Origin of the sequence: Sphingobium abikonense NBRC 16140, assembly GCF_001598335.1 — a bacterium.
GTDB classification, from domain to species: Bacteria; Pseudomonadota; Alphaproteobacteria; order Sphingomonadales; family Sphingomonadaceae; genus Sphingobium; species Sphingobium abikonense.
This window is the reverse complement of sequence record NZ_BCYT01000002.1, coordinates 303,008-326,758: the sequence shown is the minus strand read 5'-3', so window position 1 is coordinate 326,758 and position 23,751 is coordinate 303,008. Positions and strand designations below refer to the sequence as shown.

The window sequence follows — 23,751 nt, the reverse complement described above, 5'->3', positions numbered from 1 at the left end:
TGTGCGCGCTGAATACCAGTGCGGGCCGCCATCAAGGATTAACGAAACGGATAGTGCCGACACTGCCGCCACAACCCATCGCGCCATCGGGGCGATAAGTCTGCTCGAATTTCGCCCGCGACATCAGCGCGACGCCATTGGGGCTGAACACGATCGGCGGATAGGCGGCAATCACCCGCGCATTCAAGACCTTGCCGTCAGCCGACACATCATGCTGAACCCGCGTCCACCCTTCTATGCCCAGACGCACCATGTCGGTAGGATAGTCGTTGCTGGACACATTGACCCCGCGCAACATGGGCTGCGCATCGACGATGGAACATTGCTGTTCGGTCAGCCCGGTCGCCTGATAATCGGCCCGCGCGCCGGCAAAATCCTTCGCCGCCGCCCGAACCGACGCTCGCCGCATCAATGCCGCAACCCGCAGCGGATCATCCTGCGCCAGCCGCGAATCGGCGATGATGCGATCCAGTATCGCCGGGTCCCGTCGCCGGCGCCGCGATTGCGGCCGGTCATAGTTCAGTAACTGGGCGCGCGCATAGGCGGCCGGATCGGCGGCATAGGCATTGGCGTCCAGTTCGTCAGAGCCGCTCCTGCGCGACAGCCAATCCGCCCACAGCCGGACCGGCGCCGGTGCTCTCGCCGCGTCCAGCAAGGACCGCAATTGCGCTTTGCACGCCTCCGCTGTCGCGCCGGTCACCAGCGGATTTTCCAGCAGGTCCGATAGCAGCAGGGCCTGCGCCAGCGGATTGGTCGCGTTTGCGCGTCGCCGTTCAAGTTCGGCGACCAGCATCGCGCGCCGCTGCGCTTCCGATCCAGCGTCTGCCAGATAGGGCTGAACGCCCTGGCTCTCGACCCAGTCGCGAAACGCCGCGCGCGCGCCATCGGCCAGCGACGGTCCGCCTTCGCTGGTGGAACAGCGCAGTTCCAGGCGCGTCACCAATCGAAACAGCCAGGGAATTTGCGCCACCTCTTCGGGACGCCAGGTCCAGTTCTGCACCGCGCGCGCAAACGTCAGCGGCATGGCGCCAGGGCGCGACCCGTATATCGGCCGGGCGTAGCTGACGGTCCCGTCATCGGCGATGCCGAACTCGACTACCGCCATATCGTCGGGCTTGATGCCGTCTTCGCCGCAAATGGGCAAAGCCATGTCTGCGCCAATCCCGAAATCCTGTTTCTCCATTCGACCCGCGCCGGTGTAGAGCAGATATTGTTGCGCCTTGTCCCGGTGCCCGGCCAGCAGCGCGGCGATGGAGGCGTTGGATCGCGCGACCAGATCGTCATAATTGGCTTTGCGCGACAGACCGCCTTCAGCCGCGACTGTCCTCGCGAACGCTTGCTCCGCCTCGAAAAAGCGACCCAGATTAAGCAGCGGCTGCCCGCGCATGGACGCGGCATAGCCAGCGGCCGATTTGTCGCCCTTGGCGCTTTGCTCGATCAGCGCCGCTGCGGCATCGGCATCGGCCAGCGCACGGTTCGCATCGATGAAGGTGCCTGCCTGCGCCTTGCCCAGCAGGCTGGCGATGCGTTCGGACGGGTCAATCGCGACCGCCAGCGACCGGTCATAATAGTCGAATGCCGCCTCATAATCGAGGTCATGCAATTCCAGCCTTCCCAGCGCGCGCAGGGCCTGTCCCCGGTCGATATCCAGACTGCGGTCATCCATCGGCAGGGCCGCCAGCGCCTGTTCCAACAGCGGCCGCGCTTCCTTCCAGCGGCGCATTTCCCCCAGCGCCATGCCCCTGCGCAGACGAACAATGGCCAGGCTGCGCGGATTCTTGACCCGCTGCTCCAGCGTCGCGAGCATCGCGGCGGCGGCGGCATGATCGCCCTTGCCCGTGGCCGCGGCGGCGGCATCGAAAATCTGCTGCACGCTTTGCGTCGGCTGTTCCTGCGCCTGCGCCGTCCCTGCCGCCAGCACGCACGCCAGCGCCCAACCCCATAGCTTCATCGTCACCCCCGCATGGTCCATGGTCCATGCAGCATGAAAAGACAGGAAAATCAAATGCCAGAGGGCCTGTAAGCCGGGTTCTGTCCCCCTTCTTGCGAAGGATGGGCGACCATTCCTCTAGGGAACGGATTGCTCCGTTCCTCCAGCAACCAACCCGGGCGGTCTCGGCCGAAATCTGCCTAGCAGCATGACGCTGCGCGCCGCCCCTATTCGGTCTTGCTTCCGGTGGGGTTTACCGTGCCGTCTTGCGTTGCCGCAGACGCGGTGCGCTCTTACCGCACCCTTTCAATTTCGCTGGGCCTAGGCCTTAGCGACCTGCTTTCTGTTGCACTGTCCCTTGGATCGCTCCAGCCGGCCGTTAGCCGGCACCGTCATTTCGTGAAGCCCGGACTTTCCTCGCCGTGGAAGTTACCCGCCACGCCGCGGCCGCCCGGCCCTCTGGCGTCCAGCGCCCTAGCGCGCTTTTGCCGTCCCGTCACCTGGCTATTCGTCGCCGCGCGGCTTGGGCAGCAGAAGCGCGAGCAATATCGCGCGGCATTCGCCGTCGATCACGCCGTCGATCAGTTCCGGGCGGAACCGCCGCTGAAAGGCGATGACCGCAGCGTCCGGCTCGGCAATGTCATAGCCGAACCGCTCCAGCGCCAGCAGAAAGGCGCTGTCGGTCCACAGCGGGTCCATCAGGTTGCGCGTCGGGCGCGGCAGGGCCAGGCGCAACCGCGCCAATTGCCCCCAGGGAAACAGCTCGCCGGGGTCCTGCTTGCGCGCGGGCGCCACGTCACTATGCCCGACGATATTGCCCCGGGTGATGCCATGGCGCTGGACGATATCGTGCATCAGCGGAATGAGCGCGCCGATCTGCGCCTGCGGAAAGGGTCGATAGCCCCATTCATGGCCCGGATTGACGATCTCTATGCCGATGCTGGCGGAATTGACGTCATTGATGCCGCGCCAGTGCGACCGGCCCGCATGCCAGGCGCGCTTGGCCTCATCGACCATGCGGATGATCTGCCCATCCTCGCACACGACATAATGGGCCGACACCTTGGATTCCGGGCTTGCGAGCCAGGCGATCGCGCTCTGGGCGTCGCGCATGCCGGTATAATGCAGCACCAGCATCGACACCGGCGACTTGCGCTCGTCGAAATTGGGCGACGGCGTTTCGATCATCGGCACATCGCTCATCGGAAAACGCCAGTCTGCTTCACTAGTCGGTCATCGCGCCCTTCCGGCCGGTCGAACGACATGGGCCTGCGTCGACCATGACGCAGTCCCGCGATGCAATCAAGTATGGGCACATGCCCGCCTGCGCGGTCAGCCAGCGCGCCGCATTCCCGCGACATGCTGCGCCGTCACGGCCGCCTGTCGCGCATAGCCGCCCCGGAAATCGCCATGGGCGATGAAATCGTCGCCCTGGCCGATCACCGTTTCCCCCGCACCCAGCAGCAATATCGATCCGGCATGGCTGTGACGCCCCAGCAACGTCAGCACCGCCTTGCGCCGTTCGGGTGTGAAATAGAGGAGAACGTTACGGCACAACAGCAGGTCATATTCACCGGTCGGTTCGCGCGCATCGAACAGATTGTCTTGCCGGAAACGGATCATCCGCCGCAATTCGGGGCTGGCGCGCCAGTCATCGCCATGCGGTTCGAACCATTTGATCAGATCGCCGATCGACAGCCCGCGCTGCACGTCCATCTGGGAATAGATGCCCGATTGCGCCTGTTCGATCGCGCGGCCGGAAATGTCGGTCGCCAGTATCTCGATCTGCCAGCCATTCCAGCGCGACCAGGCGTTGCGCAGCTGAATGGCAAGCGAATAGGCTTCCTGCCCCGTCGAACAGCCCGCGCTCCAGATCCGCAGCACCCGGTTGGATCGGCTTTCGTGCAAATGGGGCAAAATCCGGCTTTGCAGCATGTCGAACAGCTGAAGGTCGCGAAAGAAGCTGCTTTCATTGTTGAGCAGCGCCTCCACCACGGCCTGTTCCAGCCCGCTATCGCCCTTGCGCAACAGCCGCGCCGTCAGCGCGTCGATATCGTCCAGCCCATGATCGCGCAGCACCGGGCGCAGCGCCGTTTCCATCCGCCAGGCGCGCCCTTCGGACAAAGTCTGTCCCGTGCGCGCTTCCAGCAAGGCGGACAGGATGCGGGCAGCACCCTGCTGCGAATCGGACGCACCAACCGTCATCAAGCCACACCCTTTCCTCGGCGCGCGACAAACGCCATCATTTCTCTGGGCGCCATCACCGCGCAGCTCAGGCCCTCGCCCGCTACCGATCCCGGCATCCCCCATACCACGCTGCTCGCTTCATCCTGCGCGACGATCCATCCGCCGGCTGCGACGATGTCGCGTGCGCCGACGGTTCCGTCACGCCCCATGCCCGTCAGGACGATCCCCGCCGCGCCCGCGCCAAAGGCTTCAGCCATGCTGGCGAACATCGGGTCGACACCCGGCAGATTGCCCGCCGGCGTGCGTTCGGGGTTCAGCTGGATCGTGACGCGCCCGTGCAGCCCCTTGCGCACTTGCAGATTGGCGTCGCCAGGCGCGACGTAAATCATGTCCGGCGCCAGCAGGTCGCCGGTTTCCGCCACCTTGACCCGCAGGCTGGTCATCCGCGCCAGCTGTTGCGCGAAATAGACGGTGAAGCTCAGGGGCAGATGCTGCGTCAGCAGGATCGGTACGCCCAGCGGCGCGTCCAGTCCGTCAAGCAGTTGGCCCAGCGCATGGATGCCGCCGGTCGACGCGCCGATCCCCAGACAGGCGAGCGGCTTGTTTGCTTCATGCCGAACCGGGCGCGCCGGGGGCTGCGCTACGGGCGGCGACACGGGTTGCGCATCCGTGTCGAACAGGCGGTTCAGCCGCTCGACCAGCGCCTGGGGGAATTGTTCGCCAAAGCTGCCGCTGCCCGGCTTGGACAGAATATCGCTCGCGCCCAGCGCCAGCGCCTCGACTGCCGCGGCGCTGCCTTCCTCGCACTTGCCCGACAGGATCGCGACCTTGACGCCAGCGCCCGCCTGCATGATCGCCGGCAGCGCCGCCAGGCCGCTCTGGCCCGGCAATTCGATATCCAGCAATATCAGGTCGACACTGTTTCCCGACAGAAAGGCGAGCGCCTGCTCGGCGCTGCTGCTCTTGTTGACCACGACATAGCGGTCATTGCCGTTCAGGATGCGCTCGATCACCGTGCGCACCACGACCGAATCATCAACGACCAGCGTGCGGATTGGCCGCGACGCACGGCTGGGGCTGGTCATGATCGGCGCACTGGACATCGGAAAACTTCCTGGACGAAGGACGAAGGCGGGACAGGGCTCCTTTGAAACGGCACGAAGACCGGGCTGCTAAATGATCCCCACGATCGACAATTTGCTTTCCAGCGTTTCGCGGTCGAACGGCTTCATCACATATTCGTCGGCCCCGGCATCCACCGCCGCCTTGATGTGGCTGATGCCATTTTCGGTGGTGCAGAATATGATCTTGGGCCGGGCGGTCATCTTGGCGCTGGACAGGGCCTGGAGAAATTCCATCCCGCTCATGATCGGCATGTTCCAGTCGAGCAGGACGACGTCTGGCGCCGCCGCTTCGCACTGGGTCAGCGCATCCTGGCCGTCCACGGCTTCGCTGACCGACAGGTCGAGCGATTCCAATATATGCCGGGCCACCTTGCGGATAACCTTCGAATCGTCGACGACGAGGCAGTTCTTCATGGAGCGTCCCTTTAATACGTGCTTCCCGTTGACGGGGATTTAGTCAGTAAAAGCGAGTATTTGGTAAACATGTAGTACAGCGCATCATGGACGCGGCTTCAGGCCGCCTGCGCGGTCGATGCGCTCTCGATGAACGCCGACAGCGACACCAGCAGCCAGGGATGCCCGTCATGTTCCACGATCGCGCTGGCATAGGGCGCCCAAGCGGAATCCAGTTGCCCGCGCAACGGCACCGCTCCTTCGGGCACGCGGCATATGTCCGATACGCTGTCCAGCATCAGCCCGTAACTGTGGCCGCTGATATCGGCGATGATCGCCAATCCGCGCTGGTCGGCCGGCGTTGGTCGCCCGTGCACGATCGCAGCGACGTCGACGATGGTGAGCACCCGGCTGCGCAACGCCGACAGGCCAGCGACATGCGCGCCCATGCCGGGCACCGGGGAAATATCGGTCAGCCTGACCACCGCCTCGACTTCGCCGGCGTCCACCGCGACGCGCGTGCCCGCCAGGATCGCGAACAGATAGAGATTGTCCATATCGCTTACCCCTGCCTGCCGCCGATGGCGGCCATCAGCGCATCCTGATCATATCGATAGATGCTGCCGTCCTGCGGCCCCGCCGCGCGTGGCGACGCGCGCAACTGCACGACGCGACAACCCAGCATTTCGCCGGCCTGCGCCGTGTCGGGGCCGTTGCACAGGATGATGTCGCGCGGGTCGACCGATGTGTCGGCCGGCAGGCCCAGCGTCACGTCATGACCGGCCTGCCGCAGCAGGGGCGCCAGGATTTCGCGCGTCCATCCGTCCTCGCTTTCGACCAGGATGCAGCGTCCCTGACGGGCGGGGTCCGGCCTTTCCTGCGGCAGCGATGCGAACAGCGCAAAGGGATTCAGCACTTCGAGATGCTCGCCGTCGATCACGGACACGCCGCTCAGCAAACCGTGCAGGGCGACCATGTCGGGCACCAGCGGCATCTGGACGATATCGAGCACCGCAGCGACCGGATAGCAGGTTTCCTGCTCGCCATCGCGCAGGCGCAGCGCGCAGACCTTGTCCCCGGCAAAGCGGCTATGGCCGTTGACGACCGTCACCAGTCGCCCGTCGAGCCGGACGAAGGCCTGACCGGCGGATTTTCCGAACAGGCTGGTGTCGATATCCTCGACCCGTTCGATCAGCGACAATTTGAGCAGGCGGCGTTCGCCCGACAATTCCTCGAAACGCAGCGCGGCCACCATTTCGACGCCGGCGGCTTCGCTCTCGTCCTCCTGCCGGCGCGCGGCATCATCCTCGACGATGTTGGGCAGGCGCGCGACACTGGCCAGACCCGCCGCATCCAGCAGCAGCATCGGCCGGCCATTGTCCGGCAGGGTCATGCCGGCATAGACGCCGCTCGCCATCACCAGGGGAGAGGCGGGGCGAATGACCAGTTCCTCATGATTGTCCACGGCGGCAACGCCCAGGGCAAAGGGCATGCCCGTGCTCGATCGCACGACCATGATCGCGCGGGGTCCAGGCTGCGGCAGTTTTTCCATGCCCAGCACCGCTTCCAGATCCACCATCGAATGGCGCACGGCGCGGATCGTCGCGATCTTGGCGCCGCCCACTTCGCTGATCTGTAGCATGTCATTATTGTCGTGCAGGATTTCGACGACTGCGGCGCGCGGGATCGCGAAATGCTGACCACCGGCGCGCACGATCAAGCCCGGAATGATGGTCAGCGTCAGCGGCACGCGCAGCGTGATGCACAATCCCTGGCCGGGATGATTGTCCAGCGCGATGACGCCGCCGATCCGCTCCACATTGGCGCGGACCACATCCATGCCGACCCCCCGGCCGGAAATTGCCGTCACCTGCTGCGCGGTCGACAGCCCGGCCATGAAGATGAGGTCGAGCTTTTCCTGCTCGGTCAGGCGCGCGGCAGCATCAGGCGTCAGGCGGCCGGCAGCGATCGCCTTGTCCACCAGCCTGCCGGTATCGATCCCCGCGCCATCGTCGCTGATCATGATGACGATCTGATTGCCAGACTGGCGCGCCTCGACGCGAAGGCGTCCCGCCTCCGGCTTGCCGGCCGTGCGGCGGCGTTCGGGCGTTTCGATACCATGGTCGATGCTGTTGCGCACGATATGGGTGAGCGGGTCGACGACCATCTCCACCATCTCGCGGTCCATTTCGACATCGCCGCCCTCCAGCGTCAGGTCGATTCGCTTGCCCAGGTCGCGGCCCAGATCCCGGACCATGCGCGGGATCGCGGCAAACAGGCGATCGACGCGCTGCATCCGCGTCTTGGAAATGACGTCGCGCATATCGGCGACACATGTGGACAGGCGCTCGAACACAGTGTCGAGTTCCGCGTCGCTGCTGCGATCGCGCAATTTGCGCGACATTTCATTGCGCGCCAGCACCATGTCCGACACGCCGTTCATCAACTGGTCGATCAGGCTTAATGGCAGGCGGATCGTGCGCGGGGCGGCTTGCGGCGCTTGGGGCCGCGCGACCGATACCGGCGCGGCTTCGCCCTCGACTGGTTCGGCGGCGGGGACTTGGTCCGCACCGGCGCCGGGCGGGGTATTGAGCGCCGCGATCAGATAATCGTCATTCTCGTTGGGCAGGGCCGCCCCCATGGCGACGGCTTCCGTCAGCTCGCCAATCCGGTCCATCAGGCCCAGCACCGCGCTCACCGTCACGGGATCGGCCTGCCGCTCGCCGGCGCGGATGTCGGCCAGCACATCTTCGGCCGCATGGCTCAGCCGCTCGAACCGGGGCAGGTTCAGAAAGCCGCAACTGCCCTTGACGGTGTGGAAAAATCGGAAGATCGCGTCCAGCCGGTCGCGATCCGACGGATCCGCTTCCCAGGCCACGACCTCGCCCGCCAGAGCCTCCAGCGTTTCCTGCGTTTCTGAGATAAATTCCTGAAGTAGCTCGTCCATGCCCCTGGCCCTGATGGCTGCGCGCCAGGGCACCATGGCGGGGCGTGGTTAAGGCCGCGTTAAAAGCGCGGCGGCACGAAAAAGGGCGCCACGGCAAGCCGCAGCGCCCCCTCGTAACTGGATTCAAGCAGAAATTACTGCTGCTTTTCCACCGCGTCCTCGGCAGCTTCGCCGGCTTCACGCGTGGCGTCGGCCTTGTTTTCCAGACGATCGGCTGCGTTTTCGGCCGCCATTTCAGCGTTGCCCGACAGGTTGTCGGCCATGGCTTCCATATTGTCAGCCTGGTTGTCGAGCGCGTCCGCCTGATTTTCGTAAGCATTCTCGACCTGGTTTTCCTTGGCGGAATCGCAGGCAGCGAGCGCGACAAGGCTGGCAAGGCCAAGGACAGTGACGAAGGTTTTCACGGCGTTATTCTCCTGTTGTGCCCCCGGGGGCTGACGTCTCTGGGCAAGGCGTCAGGCTGCCATGGCAACCCCTCACCCTGACGGCGATCAACCGGTCGCATGCCGGATGGTTCCCGCCGCCAACTCGTTTCGTCGCATAAACGATTATTTTTTCAAGGAGTCGCGGATTTCGCGCAGCAGAATAATATCCTCTGGCGTGGGCGGCGGCGGCGCGGCCTCCTGCTTGGCCTCCTCCTTGTGCGTCAGGCGATTGACGGCCTTGACCATCAGGAAGATGATGAAGGCCAGGATCAGGAAATTGACCAGGACGGTCAGGAATTCGCCCCAGCCCAGCATCGCGACGCCCGCTGCCTTCAAATCGGCATAGCTGGCCGGATTGCCCTTGAAGGTTTCGGGAATCGGACCCAGCCGCACGAAATAGCGCGAAAAATCCGCCCCGCCAAAGACATAGCCGACGACCGGCATGATCAGGTCATCGGTCAGCGACTTGGTGATGGTGGCGAACGCGCCGCCGATGATGACGCCGACCGCCAGGTCCATGACATTGCCGCGATTGATGAAAGTCTTGAATTCGGACATCAGCCCCATGTGCATATCCCTTTGCCGTGCTGGTGATGAAGTCAGGATGGCCCGTTGCGCCGCGCAGGACAACGCCCTATTTCCACGATCGAAACAAAGCCGAAGGATCTTCCATGTCGCTGCTGCGCCGCTTCTCTTCCGTCCTGTTGCCGATGTTCGGGGCGATGGCTCTGTCCGCCTGCGGCATCAACAGCGTGCCCACGGCAGAGGAGGAGGCGAAGGCCAAATGGGCCGACGTCCAGGCGCAATATCAGCGCCGCGCCAATCTGGTCGGCAATCTGGTCGCCACGGTCAAGGCGGCGGGCAAGCAGGAACAGGATACGCTGGTCCGTGTGACGGAAGCCCGCGCCAAGGCAACGTCGGTGCAGGTCAATGCTCAAGACCTGTCCGATCCCGCCAAGGTCGCCCAGTTCCAGGCCGCGCAGGCGCAATTGAGCCAGGGGCTTGGCCGCCTGCTCGCCAGCGTCGAGGCCTATCCCGATCTCAAGACCAATGAGAATTTCCTGCAATTGCAATCGCAGCTGGAAGGCACCGAAAACCGCATCGCCGTCGCCATCCGCGACTATAATGGCGCGGTCCAGGCCTATAATACCCGCATCCGCACCTTCCCCGACGCGATCGGCGCGAAGCTGATCCACGGCGCCAAGCCCATGACGCCGTTCGAAGCGACCACGCCGGGCGCGGAAGAAGCGCCTAAGGTCGATTTCGGCAGCTGACCGGGACGTGCATTTCGCCCCGCCCAGCCCCACGCCCCCGCACCCGTTCGGCCTGAGCCTGTCGAAGGCCTGTCCCTCCGCCCGGAGAGATCATGGCCGGACGCATGCGATCGTCCTGCTCCTTGCCTTCCTTCTGCTCGCGCTGGCATCGACGGCGCAGGCCCAGACCTTCCCCAAATTCGACGACAAGGGCGTGGTCGACGCCGCCAATATCCTGACGCCGCAGCAGGAACAGGCGCTGAGCCAGAAGCTGATCGCGCAGAAACAGGCCAGCGGCCGGTCGCTGGTGGTCGCCACCATTCCCGATCTTCAGGGCTATGACATTGCCGACTATGGCTATCGGCTGGGCCGCGCATGGGGCATCGGCGACAAGGACAGCAATGGCGCGCTGCTGATCGTCGCGCCGTCCGAGCGGAAACTGCGGATCGAGGTCGGCTATGGCCTGGAAGGCATCCTGACCGACGCGCTGTCTTCGCAGATCATCCGCACCGTCATCGCGCCGCGCTTCAAGGCCGGCGACATGGTGGGCGGCATCGACGCAGGTGTCGACGCCATCACCACCCTGCTTGCGCTTCCCCCCGACCAGGCGCGGGCGCAGGCGGCCAAGGCGGAGGCGGCCGCGCGCGACAGCCAGGATGACGGCGGCGGCATCATCGCCTTCTGGATCATCCTGTTCGTCGTCTTCTTCATCCTGTTGCCGATGCTGTCGCGGGCGCGCGGCGGCCGGCGCTATCGGCGCGGCGGCAGTGCCCGCGTGGTTATCTGGGGTCCTGGCCTCGGGTCCGGCTGGGGTTCGGGTTCGGGCGGTTCAGGCTGGGGCGGCGGCTGGGGCGGCGGCGGCGGCTTTTCGGGCGGCGGCAGCTTCGGCGGCGGTGGCGCGTCGGGGGACTGGTGATGCAGCTTCATCTGACGCAATCCGACCATGAACTCGTCTCCGCCGCCGTGGCGGAGGCGGAGACGCGCACGTCCGGCGAGATCGTCACCATCGTCGCGCGCCAGTCCGACAGCTATCATGATGTGGGGCTAAGCTGGGCGGCGGCGGCGGTATTCATCGCGCTGGCGTTGATGGCCGCCTTCCCCGCCCATCTGCGCGCCTTCCTGTCCATGCTGCTGCTCGACTGGGAACATGAACTGGCGGACTGGAAGCTGCTGACGGGGCTGCTCGGCATCCTCATCCTCAAATTCCTGATCGTCCGATATCTGCTGGCGATCATGCCGCTGCGTATGCTGCTGACGCCCAAAGCGACCAAGGCCCGCCGCGTGCGCCGTCGCGCAATCCTGCTCTTCCGCACCGCCGCCGAAGCGCGCACGCGCGGCCGCACCGGCGTGCTCATCTATATCAGCCTGGACGAACATCGCGCCGAACTGGTGGCCGATCGGGCGATCAATGCAAAAGTGTCGCCCGACGCATGGGGTGACGCCATGGCCACGCTGGTCGACGCGCTGCGACAGGATCGCGCCGGCGAAGGGCTGGCGGCGGCCGTCGCCCAGGTCGGCGCCGTGCTCGCCGCGCATTTCCCGCGCGAAGCCGATGACATCAACGAACTTCCCGACAGGCTGATCGAATTATGACCGACCCGGACCGCGACCTGCCCGAACAAATCATGTGGGCGGGCAGCTTCATCACCGCCAAGACGCGCGGGAAATGGGAATATGTCTCCCGCGCGCGCGGCATTCACGCCGCCGTCATCCTGGCGATCGACGAAGCGGCCGACGGCCGGCACGTCCTGCTGGTCGATCAATATCGCGTTCCGCTGGGCCGCCGCTGCATCGAGTTGCCCGCAGGCCTTGTCGGCGATGAGCAGGCCGGCGAGGAGGCGAGCCTCGCCGCCGCACGCGAATTGGAGGAAGAAACCGGCTATCGCCCCGAACGGCTGGAACGGCTGGGCGACTTCAGCGCCTCACCGGGCATGGTGTCCGAAGGGTTCACCCTGTTCCGCGCCCATGGCCTCACCAGGACCAGCGCGGGCGGCGGTGTCGCCGAAGAGGATATCCTGGTCCACCGCGTGCCGCTCGACCGCATCGCCGATCATGTCGCCGACTGGCGCGCGCAGGGCTATGCGATGGACGTGAAGCTGCTGCTGCTGCTGGGCGCGGGCATGGTCGCCTGAGCGCGCGCTCAGGGCACCCGATACCAGTCCGCCACCCGGTCGAGCGCCAGCGTCAGCACCAGCTTGCCAGCGCGGCTGGGCCAGCACAGCGCCTTTTCCGCCGCCGCCAGCCCTTCGCCAGCGCAGGCGACGCGCCAGAGAATGTCGGCCAACCCCGGCCCCGCCGCCCGGATCGCGCCGTCGAACCGCTCGCGCGCCGCCATTTGCGCCAGCGTGGGGTCGGCGGGACGCGCCGGCCCCCGTCGCCCGCCATACCGCGCCGCCGCGTCCCAGCGCATCGTTACCCGCGCCCCCAGTCCCGCCCGCTCCCAGTCATTCCGCAACATGTCGCCCGCAATGAAATGCCGCTCGCTCAGCCGCCCGCGCGCACGCAGCCAAGCGAGCGGCGATTCGCCCATATGCACCAGCACGGCCTGTCGGACGCCATCGGGATCCTCGATCATCTGTTGAACATGGCTGGCCATCGGCATCTCCCTCGCGGCGGATATCAAGGCGATGGGACTTGCCACGGGGGATAATCTGTAGGAAAGAGGAAACCAAATAGGTTATACGGAACAATGCCATGATCACCCGCATCCGTGAGGTCCGCAAGGCGAAGGGGCTGACGCTCGAACAGGTCGGCGCGCTGTGCGATCCGCCGACCACGGCGCAGACCATCGGGCGGCTGGAAACCGGCACCCGCACTGTTTCGGTCAACTGGTTGAACCGCATCGCGCTGGCGCTGGGCGTCACCAGCGCCGAACTGGTCGCCCTGCCCGGCCATAGCGAAATCGCCGTGGCGGCATTGCTAGGCCCCGACGGCGTCCGCGCGCCCACCCGGCCGCTCGCTTTCCCGCCGCCCATCGCTTCCGATGGCATGGTTGGCGTCCATGTCGGCGCCAGCATCGGCGATTATCGCGCCGGCGACGCCATCTGGTGCCGCCGCATCGGCCCGGCGGACTATGGCGCGGCGCTCAATCGCGACATATTGCTGCCGCGCCCGGCGGGCCGCTTCCTGTTCGGCCGCCTGATCGGGCGCGAAGGCGACCGGTTGCAGTTGCTGCCGCTTGGTTCGGGCACGCGCCAGCTGGTCGTCACCGATCCGCCCTGGGCGGCGGTTGCCGAACAGCTCGTCCGACGTCTCTAGCCAATTGGTCGCTCCACGCTTAACCATGTGTCAAAGCTGTGCATCCAAGGAGGGGTCATGACACTCAACGTCCTTACGCTCTCGACCCTCTTTCCGGACATGAGCCGCCCCAATTTCGGCGTCTTCGTCGAACGCCAGGCGCGGGAGCTGGCCAGCCGCCCCCAGGCGGACGTGACCGTCATCGCGCCGGTCGGCATTCCCGTCTGGCCCTTTTCGCTCGCGCCCGGCTATGCCGCATTGCGCGCGCTGCCGCGCAAGGAACGCTGGCGCGAAGTCACCGTCTATCGCCCGGTCTTCCGCACCATCCCGAAAATTGGCGGCCGCAGCAATGTCGGCGCGATGACCCGCGCCATCCTGCCGCTCGTCCGCCGCCTGCATGCGCAGCGCCCGTTCGACGTCATCGACGCCAGCTTCTTTTTTCCCGACGGCCCGGTCGCCCGCCGCCTGTCGAAGGCGCTCGGCATCCCCTATTCGGTCAAGGCGCGCGGTGCGGACATCCACCATTGGGGCACGCAGCCGTCCACCCGCAAGCTCGTACGCCAGGCGGCCGATGACGCCGCCGGCCTGCTCGCCGTATCCGAAGCGATGCGTCGATCGATGGCGCGCATGGGCATCGACGCTGACAAGATCCGCGTCCATTATACCGGGGTCGATCTCGACACGTTCGAACTCACCGATCGGCAGGCGGCGAAGGCCGCGCTGGATTTCAACGGTTCGGTCGTCCTGAGCGTCGGCGCGCTGATCCCGCGCAAGGGACAGGATCTGCTGGTGCGCGCGCTGCCGCAGCTGCCCGACGTGACCCTGCTGCTCGCAGGCCAGGGTCAGTATCGCCGCACGCTCGAAACGCTGGCGCAGGAATTGGGCGTCGAGCGGCGGATCGGCTTCCTCGGCTCCGTCCCCCATCACAAGCTGCCGCGCATTTTCGCCGCGGCGGACGTGATGGCGCTGGTGTCCGAATCGGAAGGCCTGGCCAATGCCTGGGTCGAATCGCTCGCCTGCGGCACGCCCATCGTCATCAGCGATGTGGGTGGCGCGCGCGAACTGCTCGACCGGCCTGAGGCGGGCCGGATCGTGGAGCGCGATCCCGAAGCGATCGCCGCCGCCATCCGCGCGATCCTCGACAATCCGCCGGTGCAGGCCGCGGTGCGCGAATCCGCGCTGCGCTTCACCTGGCAGGCCAATGGCGACGCGCTGCTTGCGCATCTTCAATCGATCGCCGCCTCGGGCGCTGCCTGAAGCGGCAATAGGTGTGCGCGCCCGTCCGGCGTCGGAAACCGCCCGTCGTCGAACGGCACCTCGCCCCAGCGCCAAGGCGTCAATTCGGCATAGGCCGGGTTGGAAATGGGCGCGTGCCGCTTGAGGTTCAGCACCCGCTCCCCGCTGTTGCCGTAAGCGGTCAGCCGTACATGCTCGCGATAAATATCCGCCGGCCGCTCATAGTGGAAGGCGTCGCCCCACCCCATTGCCTGCGCGATCCGGGTCAGCATCCACCAGCCGGACCGCGCCGCGCCTGGCAGGTCGAACAGGCGACGTTGGCGGCTCACCAGCCGGTCGAGCGCCGTCATCGTCCCGTCCTGTTCAATGCCGACCGGCGCTGGAAGCACAGCGGTCCAGCCTTGTGCCGCTGCATCCGCATGCGCGCTGGCGCGAATCGACAGGGCGACCCCTGACCGCGCCTGCGCCAGCCAGTCCATGGCCCCCATATCATCGCCTATGCTGATAAGGGCACGCACCGCCCCGTCGCGGATCGCCTGCAGCAGCGCCGCCCCTTCCAGCCCCGGCGTCTCGGCCATCGTCCGCGCGCCCCAGAAACGCCGCGCGTCAGCGATGCTGTCGGGCGTGAAATCCCGGTGCGCCGCCAGAGTATCGGCCAGGCATCCGACCTCACGCGCGCCCATGCCGTTCGCCGCCCGCCCCAATGCGAACGGCCCCGCCCCCGGCCGCGCGATCCGTCCGGTTGCCACGTGCAGATTGATTGTCGCGGCGGCGACCGCCCCATCCTCCCCGCTGAACAGGGTCAGGGCGCGATCCTGCGATGCCCACAGATCATAGAAATCCCGCACGCCTTGCGGCGACAGGCCGCATGTTCGCGCCACCGACCAGATGTCATGGCCGGGTCGCAAGGCTTCCCAGAAGTTCGCCGGCGTCAGCGCGGGAACGCGGCCAAGCCCCGCGTCATGGACATGCAGCAGCAGTCCGTTGAGCAAGGGCGCGATCGCCTCTTGCGCCACCGGCAGGTGCAGGCCGACCTCCAGCCCCGCAGCCGCCCCTTCCGGCGCGATCATCACCAGCTGCGCGCCGCTGTCCGCCCGCATCGCCTGCACCCGGTCGAACAGCACAGGATGATCCGTCGCCACCGCATCGCCGGCCAGCAGGATCAGGCCCGCGCGGCCGATATCCTCGAAGCTGGTCGGCATGACATCCTCGCCAAAGGCCGCGCGCTGCGCGCGGTCGATCGCGCCGCGCCAAGGGGCATGGATGTGCGCAGACCCCAAAAAGCCCTTCATCAGCTTGTTGGCGACATAATAATCCTCGGTCGACAGTCCGCCCCCGACATGCAAGGCCACGCTGCCCGGACCATGGCGCGCCACCACCGCCGCCAGTCGCCGCGCCAGCTGCGCGATCGTCCGCTCCCATGACTGCCGGCGTCCTTCCATGATCGGATGCAGCAATCGTCCGTCGAGCGCGCAGGCGTCGCGCAGCCGCTTCGCCTTGGCGCACAGCAACCCGCCATTGGCGGGGTGCGCCGCATCTCCCTCCAGATGCAGGATGCGATCCTCTTCTGTCACGGCGCGGATGCCGCAACCCACCGCGCATTCCCCGCACAGGCTTCGCACAATGGCCATGGTCAGGCGGTATCGCTGCGGCGGGCGGTCATGACGCGCGTCCTAGCCGATGGCGCGCCCGGACAAAAGTGGAGCAAGCGACCTTGCTTTCGGCCCCGGCATCGACACAGTGCGCGCATGTCGATTCCCTTGCTTCGTATCCTCGCGCTTCTTGCGCTGCTGATCGCTCCCCAGTCGCCTGCCGCCGCGCAAGAGCGCGGGCCGCTGCTGCTGGCTGCCGCGAGCATGCAGGAGGCGATGACCGCCGCCGCTGATGCCTGGGCTGCGCGCGGCCATCCGCGCCCTGTCCTCTCCTTTGCCGGGTCCTCCGCGCTCGCGCGACAGATTCGCGCCGGCGCGCCAGCCGACCTGTTCCTGTCCGCCGACGAAGACTGGATGGACGATGTGGAAAAGGCCGGATTCGTGATGCGCGGCACGCGCACCGACCTTGCCGGCAACAGGCTGGTGCTGGTGCGCCCGGCGAACAGGCGCGTGTCGCTGCGCATCGGGCGCAACATGCCGATTGCGCGAGCTCTGGGCCGTGGCCGCCTTGCCATGGCCAATCCCGACAGCGTGCCGGCGGGCAAATATGGCAAGGCGGCGCTGACCGCGCTCGGCGTCTGGCCCTCGATCGCTGGCAAAATCGCGCGCGCCGACAATGTCCGCGCCGCGCTGGCGCTGGTCGAACGCGGGGCGACGCCGCTCGGCATCGTCTATGCCACCGACGCGCGCGCCGGTAATGGCGTGGCGATCGTCGGCGCCTTCCCGCCGGGCAGCCATCCGCCGATCCGTTATCCGCTCGCCCGCCTGACCGGCAGCCGCCACCGCGATGCGGAGGGCTTCCGCCGATTCCTTCTTTCCTCGACCGGCCGCGCGATTCTGGCGCGTTATGGGTTCAGCGCGCCCTGAGCCTTATTTCTGGCAGGCGATGATGGCGGCGATCACCGCCAGCGTTTCCTGCGGGTCGCGCACGCGCACCGTGTCCAGCCCCATCTGCTTGGCCGGATAGTCATTGCCGCCCGGAAAGATGGCGTCGCCGATGAACATCATCGCATCCAGCGCGATCCCGCTGGCGTCGCGCAATTTGCGCAGACCATAGGCCTTGTCGACGCCTTCACGCGTGATGTCGATGGACGTTGCGCCGCCCATGTTGATCGACAGGCCGGGCAGGCGCTGGCGAAGATCGGCCTGGATCAGCTTGCGCTTGGCGAAGTCGGGGTCCCATGATTCCTTCGCATGGATCGGCGCCTGCTGGCCCAGCGCGGAAAAGGTGATCTGGCTGCCCCGGTCCTCGATCCGTTCGCCCCATGTCTGCTCGGGCACGAACCCGGTCGCGGCCAGCGCCGCGTCGAACGCCGCCAATATCTTAGCTTTCTGCGCGGCATCGAACAATTCGGCATAGACCGCCGACCACCCGTCCGCGCCATGCGTATACAGCTTCGTGCCCGTCGTCGGCATCAGCCACAGGCGCGATCGATCCGCGTGGGCCGGCAGGCGGCTCGCCACCTGCTTGTCGAATTGCGGCCAGTCACCCCCCGAAATGACCGCGACATGCGCGACGGTCAGCAGGTCCGCCAGCGCTTCGGCCATGTCCGCCTCCAGCGGCTGCTTGCTCAGCGCCAGGGTTCCGTCGAGGTCAAAGGCAATCAGTGATTTCATGGCGCTGTCCCATCCATGCGGGCGTGTCGTCGCCCGGCGCGCTACACCAGCGCGCCTGCGTTGCGCAACCGCGCTAACCATGGTCGCCCTTGCTTGACGCGCGGACCGCAATCGCCCACGCACCGGCCATGGATTTTTCCCTGTCACCGCAGGACTGGACGGTCATCGGCCTGTCGTTGAAGATCAGCCTGGTCGCGGTCACAACCATGTTGCCCATCGCCTTTGCCCTGGCCTGGATCTTGGCGCGCTGGCGCTTTCCCGGCAAGTTGCTGCTCGACGCGCTGGTGCATCTGCCGCTGGTCGTGCCGCCGGTCGTCACTGGCTGGCTGCTTTTGCTCCTGTTCGGCATCAACGGCCCGATCGGCAGCCGGCTGGACCAGTGGTTCGGCGTCACCCTGTTGTTTCGCTGGACCGGGGCCGCGCTTGCCGCCGCGATCATGGCGATGCCGCTGATGGTGCGCGCGATGCGCCTGTCCATCGAATCGGTCGACCGCCGGCTGGAACAGGCGGCGCAGACGCTGGGCGCTTCGCCGCTGCGCCGCTTCCTGTCCATTTCGCTGCCGCTATCCTTGCCGGGCATCTTTGCCGGTGCGATGCTGGGCTTTGCCCGTTCAATCGGGGAATTCGGCGCCACCATCACCTTCGTGTCCGACATTCCCGGCGAAACCCGCACCTTGCCCATCGCCATCTATGCCGCGCTTCAGGTGCCGGGCGCCGAAGCCGCCGTCAGCCGCTTCGCCATCATTTCAGTACTGCTGTCTTTGGGCGCGCTGCTGATCTCCGAAATCCTCGCCCGCCGCGCGACGCAAGGGCGCATGCCCCATGTCCTTTGACCTGCGCCTGCGCCGGCGCCTGGGCGGCCGGACCATCGCGCTCGACTGTGTCGCAGACGCGCGACTCATTGCGCTGATCGGGCCGTCGGGCGTTGGCAAGACCAGCATCCTCAACATGGTCGCTGGCCTGCGGCGCCCTGATGAAGGCCATGTCCGCATTGGCGGCGACACCCTGTTCGACAGCGCGAGCGGCATCGACCGACCGGCGGAGGATCGTCACGCCGGCTATTTGTTCCAGGACCTGCGCCTCTTTCCCCATATGCGCGTGGAGCGAAACCTGCGCTATGGTCGCCGGCCAGGCGGCGCACTGTCGGAGGACGAGGTGCTGGCCTTTCTGGGCATCGGCCACCTCCTCCACCGCATGCCGCCCACCCTGTCGGGCGGCGAAGCGCAGCGCGTCGCGATCGGCCGCGCGCTGCTGTCCGCTCCCCGTTTCCTGCTGATGGACGAACCGCTTTCCGGCGTCGATCGCGCCCGGCGCGAAGAAATATTGCGGCTTATAGAGCGCGTGCGGGACGAACTGCGCCTGCCGATCCTCTACGTCACCCATGACCTCCACGAAGCCGAGCGGCTGGCCGACCGCATCGTCGAAATGCCCGACGGATAGGCTCGCTGGCGCAGAAACTCCGTGACAGCGACGCTTCGGGACGCCATCAGGATCGCGTTTTGACCGGATATATCCCCTCGTGACCGACACGGACGACAGCAGCGCGGCTTCGACGCAAGCGGCACTTGCCGCCCGTATCGACGCGATCGAGGCCCGGTTGGCGGAAACCAGCAGCCAACTCGATCAGGTGCAGCATCTGGTGGAGCTGACCCTTGCCGAAACGCTCGCCCGCCGGCTCGACAATGCAGCCGAGGCCGACCCGTCGCACCGATGGTCGGCGGCCGGCTTTCCCGTGCTGCCGCGAAACACGCCGGTCCAGTTCCGCTCCGACACGCCGGCGGGGGAGCCGGATCCGGAAGCCTATCTCGCCAGCGGATGGCATAAGCGCGAGCCTTGGGGCGTATGGGGGAGCGACGCGGTCCACGCCCTGCGCTTCGCCCTTGACCGCTGGCAGGGCGGCTATGTCACGGTCAGCCTGTCCTTATTCTGCTTCCTCGCTGATGGCATGGAACGCCCGCATGTCGACATCAGCGCGAACGGATATTTTCTCGGGTCGCATCGTCTGGATGCCAAGCCCCGCATCATCCGGCTGCGTCTTCCCCCCTCCTGCATCGGCGATGGCGATATCCTATTGCAGTTCCAGCATGAGGCGCCCGTCAGTCCGGTAACGCACGGTATTGCAGTCGATCCGCGCGTGCTGGGTGTCGGCCTTGTCATGCTGTCGGCGGGTTAGAACGCAAAAAGACTGGCAGGCTGCGCAGTATCGCGATTGCGAAAAGCGCGACTTTGCGGCAAGTGCGAAGTCCGGTCGACATATAAATTCCGCTTGGACGAAGCGGGTCTTCATATCCATCCGCCGCGCGCGGATCACCGAGGGAGCAAGAGAGTAGGCGCATGGCCAATCTGATCATCACCGGGGGCGCAGGCTTCATCGGCGCGAATTTCGTCCGTCACTGGCGCAAGGTTTCCCCCAATGACGGCATCGTCGTGCTCGATGCGCTGACTTACGCCGGTAACCCCGCCAACATCGCCGACGTGCCCGACGTTTCGCTGGTCGAAGGGGACATTTGCGACACCGCGCTCGTATCGCAACTGATCGCCGATCATGACGTCGACACCATCGTCCACTTCGCCGCCGAAAGCCATGTCGACCGTTCGATCACCGGTCCCGACGCTTTCGTCACCACCAACGTCATCGGCACTCACAGCCTGTTGAAAGCCGCCAAGGCGGCCTGGCTTGACAAGGGCACGGGCCGGCCTCACCGCTTCCACCATGTGTCGACCGACGAAGTATATGGCACGCTGGAACTGGATGATCCCGCGTTCAGCGAAACCACGCCCTACGCCCCCAATTCGCCCTATTCCGCGTCGAAGGCAGGGTCGGACCATCTGGTGCGCGCCTATCACCACACCTATGGCCTGGAAACGACGACCAGCAATTGCTCGAACAATTATGGTCCCTACCAGTTTCCCGAAAAGCTGATCCCGCTGTTCACGCTCAACGCGCTGTCGGGCAAGAATCTGCCCATCTATGGCGATGGCATGAACATCCGCGACTGGCTGCACGTCGAGGATCACTGCATCGGCATCGAACTCATCCTGCGCAAGGGCCGGATCGGCGAAACCTATAATGTCGGCGGCGGGCAGGAACTGCCCAATATCGAGGTCATCAAGGAAATCTGCCGCGGCGTCGATGAAGCCTTTGCGCGCAATCCGGCGCTCGCATCGGTATTCCCTGATGCACCGGCCGCCCATGGTCGTCCGTCGGCCGAACTCATGACCTATGTGCAGGACCGCAAGGGCCATGACCGCCGCTATGCGATCGACGAGACCAAGATCCGCAGCGAACTGGGCTATGAACCCTCGCGCGACTTCCCGCAGGGCTTTGCCGATACGCTCAACTGGTTCCTCGACAATCAGGACTGGTGGCGTCCTCTGGTGGCGCGGGCCGCGCTGGCCGGCTGATCCTTCATCGCCAGGCAGGCCGCGCAGGACCATCGATGACGCTCGATATCATTCTTCCCATTTATCGAAACGTCGACATGGTCCGGGCCTGCCTGGACTCGCTCGTCCAGAATCTCGGCGAGATACGCGATCACAATCCCCGCCTGATCGCGATCAACGATTCGCCCGATGACGAAGCGGTCGACGCCTATCTGCGCCAATGTCAGGCCGACGGCCTGATCGACGTCCATATCCGCAATCCCGAAAATCTCGGCTTCGTGCGCAGCGTCAATCAGGGGCTGGCGATGGCGCGGCGGGATGGGCATGCGGCCCTGCTCGTCAACAGCGACACGCTGACCTATCCGGGCACCCTGTCGGAAATGCTGGCCGTGCTGGAGGCCGATCCGCAAATCGGCTTCGTCTGCCCACGCTCGAACAATGCCGCGCTGGCGACCTTCCCGCCCGCGCCGCATAATCTTTCGGGCATCGCGACCACGCCGGAAATCTGCCACATCGCCTGGGAATCGGTGCATCGCCACCTCCCCCGCTACAGCTTCGCGCCGACCGCCGTTGGCTTTTATCTGCTCATTTCCGCGCAGGTCGTCGCCAATTTCGGCTATCTCGATGAAGATTTCGGCGTCGGCTATGAGGAGGAAAATGACCTCGTCATGCGCGCGGGCAAGGTGGGCTTTCGCGCCGTGCTCGCCAATCACGCCTTCGCCTATCATGCCGGTTCGGCGTCCTTCAAGCTGCACGACATCGACTATAAGGGCCAGCAGCAGGCCAATCTGCGCATGATCGACGCGCGCCATCCCGAATTTCTGCCGCTGGTCTGGGCGCATGAAGCATCGGCAGAATATCGCGCGATCGCGCAGATGGCGAACCTGGTGCCCACGGTTGATGGCCGGCTCAAGATCGCCCTCAACCTTCTGAGCGTCGGCCATCATCACAATGGCACCAACGAACTCATCATGAACTTCATCCGCTGGTTCGACCGCCAGCCGCCCGGCGGGTTCGAACTGCATATCATCTGCAAGCGGTCCGTCGCGGAATTTCACGGCATCGACCGGCTGGACCAGGTTCGGCTGCGCACCGATGTGACGCCGGGCTATGCCGTGTCCATCTTCTTCGGCCAGCCCTTCGACCTTGACCAGATCAGCGTCATGGAGCATCTGGCCCCGGTCAATATCTACGGCATGCTCGACGTCATCGCGCTCGACTGCGGCAATCTGCGCGCGGACAATGACGTGCAGACGCTCTGGTCCTATGTCGCCCGCAACGCCAACGGGCTCTTCTTCATCAGCGAGTTTTCGGAAGAGACATTCCGGCATCGCTTCCCGCGTCGGTTCGGCGCGCAGGTCCATACCCGCCTGCTGCCCACCCGCCCCTCGGCCTATGCTGCGCGCTATGAAGGGCTGGAGCTGCGCCGCGACCATGTACTGGTTCTGGGCAATCATTTCGCGCACAAGGCTTCCGGCGCGTCCGCCCGCATCTTGGGCGAAGCCATCCCCAGCCTGTCGGTCCTCGTCATGGGCAAGGGCGGCGACGACATGCCGTCCAACGTGCGACAGCTTCACGCCGGCGTCATTCCCGACGTCGAAATGAACGAGATTTTCGCCTCCAGCAGCGTCATCATCCTCCCCTCTTATTATGAGGGCTTTGGCCTGTCGGTGATGCACGCGCTGGCGCTCGGCAAGCCCGTGGTGGCCCGCGACATCCCCGCCACGCGCGAAATCCTTGCGACCTTCTCCGCGGTGGAGGGCATCTTCCTCTATTTCAAGGACAGCGACCTGCCCGACGCCGTTCGCCGGGCCGTGCAATGCGGGCAATCGCGCGTGGTGGAAAAGGACGGGCAGGATTGGGACGACTGGTCGCGCGGCCTGTTCGATTTCGCCACTGGCCTGCTCGACCGGCCCGATATTTGCGATCAGCTGATCAGCCGGATCGAGGATGGCGACATGCTCCGCCGCCACGTGGCCGGCAAAAGCGAGACAGCGCAGTCAGGCGCAAGCGGCGGGCCGGTCGCCCTCAACCTGGCGCCGGCCGCGACGGTTGACCTGCCCGCCATCCTCGCGCTCGACGGCGACGCCTTTATCGAGGCCTTCTATATCCAGATCCTCGGCCGCCGCGCCGATCCGGCCGGGCTGGATCATCATCGCGCCCTCATCGCCAACGGCATGAGCAAGGAGGACATGCTGCGCGCCATCATGGACTCGCCCGAGTTCAAGGACCGCCGCGCGACCATCACCGTGATCGGCGCCGACCGGCTCGACAAGAAGGCGAAAAAGCGTCGCAAGCTGCTCTCGCTGGGCTGACGTCGCGGCGAGTCCAACGCGCCTGCACCGCCCCAAACAAAGCACTTGACC

Annotated in this window: 24 protein-coding genes and 1 other RNA gene; 12 read left to right on the top strand and 13 right to left on the bottom strand. The window is 65.8% G+C overall.

What is annotated here, in order from left to right:
• Positions 1-31 precede the first annotated feature (31 nt).
• From SAB01S_RS18010 to mscL, 10 genes are all read right to left on the bottom strand, one after another.
• Positions 32-1,972 carry a tetratricopeptide repeat protein gene (locus SAB01S_RS18010; RefSeq protein ID WP_245646398.1) on the bottom strand — a complete coding sequence of 647 codons (1,941 nt, stop codon included), beginning with the start codon at positions 1,970-1,972 and terminating at the stop codon, positions 32-34.
• Between the two features lie 32 nt (positions 1,973-2,004).
• Positions 2,005-2,393: RNase P RNA component class A (gene rnpB, locus SAB01S_RS03675), an RNA gene on the bottom strand.
• Positions 2,394-2,434: 41 nt separating this feature from the next.
• The gene (locus tag SAB01S_RS03670) at positions 2,435-3,133 is read right to left on the bottom strand and encodes an N-acetylmuramoyl-L-alanine amidase (protein WP_021228698.1); all 699 of its coding nucleotides are present in this window, start codon (positions 3,131-3,133) and stop codon (positions 2,435-2,437) included.
• A 129-nt stretch (positions 3,134-3,262) separates the two neighbouring features.
• Positions 3,263-4,135, bottom strand: coding sequence for a CheR family methyltransferase (locus SAB01S_RS03665; RefSeq protein ID WP_062731734.1), 873 nt, complete (start codon positions 4,133-4,135; stop codon positions 3,263-3,265).
• Positions 4,135-5,220 (bottom strand): chemotaxis protein CheB, encoded by a 1,086-nt coding sequence (locus tag SAB01S_RS03660; RefSeq protein WP_062731733.1) that lies wholly within the window; start codon positions 5,218-5,220, stop codon positions 4,135-4,137. The genes SAB01S_RS03665 and SAB01S_RS03660 overlap by 1 nt, the downstream gene beginning before the upstream one ends.
• Positions 5,221-5,289: 69 nt before the next feature.
• Entirely contained in the window at positions 5,290-5,655 is a 366-nt protein-coding gene (locus SAB01S_RS03655) for a response regulator (RefSeq protein ID WP_009820910.1), read from the bottom strand.
• A gap of 98 nt (positions 5,656-5,753) precedes the next feature.
• Positions 5,754-6,191 (bottom strand): chemotaxis protein CheW, encoded by a 438-nt coding sequence (locus tag SAB01S_RS03650; RefSeq protein ID WP_062731732.1) that lies wholly within the window; start codon positions 6,189-6,191, stop codon positions 5,754-5,756.
• A gap of 5 nt (positions 6,192-6,196) precedes the next feature.
• Positions 6,197-8,581, bottom strand: a complete 2,385-nt coding sequence (locus SAB01S_RS03645; protein WP_062731808.1) for a chemotaxis protein CheA — start codon at positions 8,579-8,581, stop codon at positions 6,197-6,199.
• A gap of 134 nt (positions 8,582-8,715) precedes the next feature.
• Positions 8,716-8,985 (bottom strand): hypothetical protein, encoded by a 270-nt coding sequence (locus SAB01S_RS03640; protein ID WP_062731731.1) that lies wholly within the window; start codon positions 8,983-8,985, stop codon positions 8,716-8,718.
• A 144-nt stretch (positions 8,986-9,129) separates the two neighbouring features.
• On the bottom strand, positions 9,130-9,573 hold the full coding sequence (gene mscL / locus SAB01S_RS03635; RefSeq protein ID WP_062731730.1) for a large conductance mechanosensitive channel protein MscL: 444 nt from the start codon (positions 9,571-9,573) through the stop codon (positions 9,130-9,132).
• Positions 9,574-9,677: 104 nt separating this feature from the next.
• Here mscL and SAB01S_RS03630 point away from each other — a divergent pair, with 104 nt between their 5' ends.
• The 4 genes from SAB01S_RS03630 to SAB01S_RS03615 are packed head-to-tail and all read left to right on the top strand — an operon-like array spanning position 9,678 to position 12,391.
• Positions 9,678-10,280 (top strand): LemA family protein, encoded by a 603-nt coding sequence (locus SAB01S_RS03630; protein ID WP_062731729.1) that lies wholly within the window; start codon positions 9,678-9,680, stop codon positions 10,278-10,280.
• Positions 10,281-10,338: 58 nt separating this feature from the next.
• On the top strand, positions 10,339-11,175 hold the full coding sequence (locus SAB01S_RS03625) for a TPM domain-containing protein (RefSeq protein WP_439646656.1): 837 nt from the start codon (positions 10,339-10,341) through the stop codon (positions 11,173-11,175).
• Entirely contained in the window at positions 11,175-11,852 is a 678-nt protein-coding gene (locus tag SAB01S_RS03620) for a TPM domain-containing protein (RefSeq protein ID WP_062731728.1), read from the top strand. Before SAB01S_RS03625 ends, SAB01S_RS03620 begins: the two co-directional genes overlap by 1 nt.
• The gene (locus SAB01S_RS03615; protein ID WP_062731727.1) at positions 11,849-12,391 is read left to right on the top strand and encodes an NUDIX hydrolase; all 543 of its coding nucleotides are present in this window, start codon (positions 11,849-11,851) and stop codon (positions 12,389-12,391) included. Before SAB01S_RS03620 ends, SAB01S_RS03615 begins: the two co-directional genes overlap by 4 nt.
• Positions 12,392-12,399: 8 nt before the next feature.
• On the opposite strand, the gene SAB01S_RS03610 is transcribed toward SAB01S_RS03615, so the two are convergent.
• Entirely contained in the window at positions 12,400-12,855 is a 456-nt protein-coding gene (locus SAB01S_RS03610) for a DUF6456 domain-containing protein (RefSeq protein ID WP_062731805.1), read from the bottom strand.
• Between the two features lie 98 nt (positions 12,856-12,953).
• On the opposite strand from SAB01S_RS03610, the gene SAB01S_RS03605 reads away from it, so the two are divergent.
• Positions 12,954-13,517: a helix-turn-helix domain-containing protein gene (locus SAB01S_RS03605; RefSeq protein WP_021228710.1), complete on the top strand. Its 564-nt coding sequence runs from the start codon at positions 12,954-12,956 to the stop codon at positions 13,515-13,517.
• Between the two features lie 57 nt (positions 13,518-13,574).
• Positions 13,575-14,753 (top strand): glycosyltransferase, encoded by a 1,179-nt coding sequence (locus SAB01S_RS03600; protein ID WP_062731726.1) that lies wholly within the window; start codon positions 13,575-13,577, stop codon positions 14,751-14,753.
• Here SAB01S_RS03600 and SAB01S_RS03595 read toward each other — a convergent pair.
• On the bottom strand, positions 14,723-16,363 hold the full coding sequence (locus SAB01S_RS03595) for a molybdopterin oxidoreductase family protein (RefSeq protein ID WP_062731725.1): 1,641 nt from the start codon (positions 16,361-16,363) through the stop codon (positions 14,723-14,725). The two genes, SAB01S_RS03600 and SAB01S_RS03595, sit on opposite strands and share 31 nt — an antisense overlap.
• A gap of 117 nt (positions 16,364-16,480) precedes the next feature.
• On the opposite strand from SAB01S_RS03595, the gene modA reads away from it, so the two are divergent.
• Positions 16,481-17,251, top strand: a complete 771-nt coding sequence (modA, locus tag SAB01S_RS03590) for a molybdate ABC transporter substrate-binding protein (protein WP_062731724.1) — start codon at positions 16,481-16,483, stop codon at positions 17,249-17,251.
• 3 nt (positions 17,252-17,254) lie between these two features.
• On the opposite strand, the gene SAB01S_RS03585 is transcribed toward modA, so the two are convergent.
• Entirely contained in the window at positions 17,255-18,001 is a 747-nt protein-coding gene (locus SAB01S_RS03585; protein ID WP_062731723.1) for an HAD-IIB family hydrolase, read from the bottom strand.
• Positions 18,002-18,129: 128 nt separating this feature from the next.
• On the opposite strand from SAB01S_RS03585, the gene modB reads away from it, so the two are divergent.
• From modB to SAB01S_RS03560, 5 genes are all read left to right on the top strand, one after another.
• The gene (gene modB, locus SAB01S_RS03580) at positions 18,130-18,834 is read left to right on the top strand and encodes a molybdate ABC transporter permease subunit (protein WP_062731722.1); all 705 of its coding nucleotides are present in this window, start codon (positions 18,130-18,132) and stop codon (positions 18,832-18,834) included.
• A complete protein-coding gene (locus SAB01S_RS03575; protein WP_062731721.1) occupies positions 18,824-19,441 on the top strand; it encodes an ATP-binding cassette domain-containing protein in 618 nt (205 codons plus the stop codon). The genes modB and SAB01S_RS03575 overlap by 11 nt, the downstream gene beginning before the upstream one ends.
• 79 nt (positions 19,442-19,520) lie before the next feature.
• Positions 19,521-20,174: a hypothetical protein gene (locus SAB01S_RS03570; protein WP_062731720.1), complete on the top strand. Its 654-nt coding sequence runs from the start codon at positions 19,521-19,523 to the stop codon at positions 20,172-20,174.
• 161 nt (positions 20,175-20,335) lie between these two features.
• The gene (rfbB, locus tag SAB01S_RS03565) at positions 20,336-21,406 is read left to right on the top strand and encodes a dTDP-glucose 4,6-dehydratase (RefSeq protein WP_021228718.1); all 1,071 of its coding nucleotides are present in this window, start codon (positions 20,336-20,338) and stop codon (positions 21,404-21,406) included.
• A 35-nt stretch (positions 21,407-21,441) separates the two neighbouring features.
• Positions 21,442-23,700 carry a glycosyltransferase gene (locus SAB01S_RS03560; protein WP_062731719.1) on the top strand — a complete coding sequence of 753 codons (2,259 nt, stop codon included), beginning with the start codon at positions 21,442-21,444 and terminating at the stop codon, positions 23,698-23,700.
• Positions 23,701-23,751: the final 51 nt, after the last annotated feature.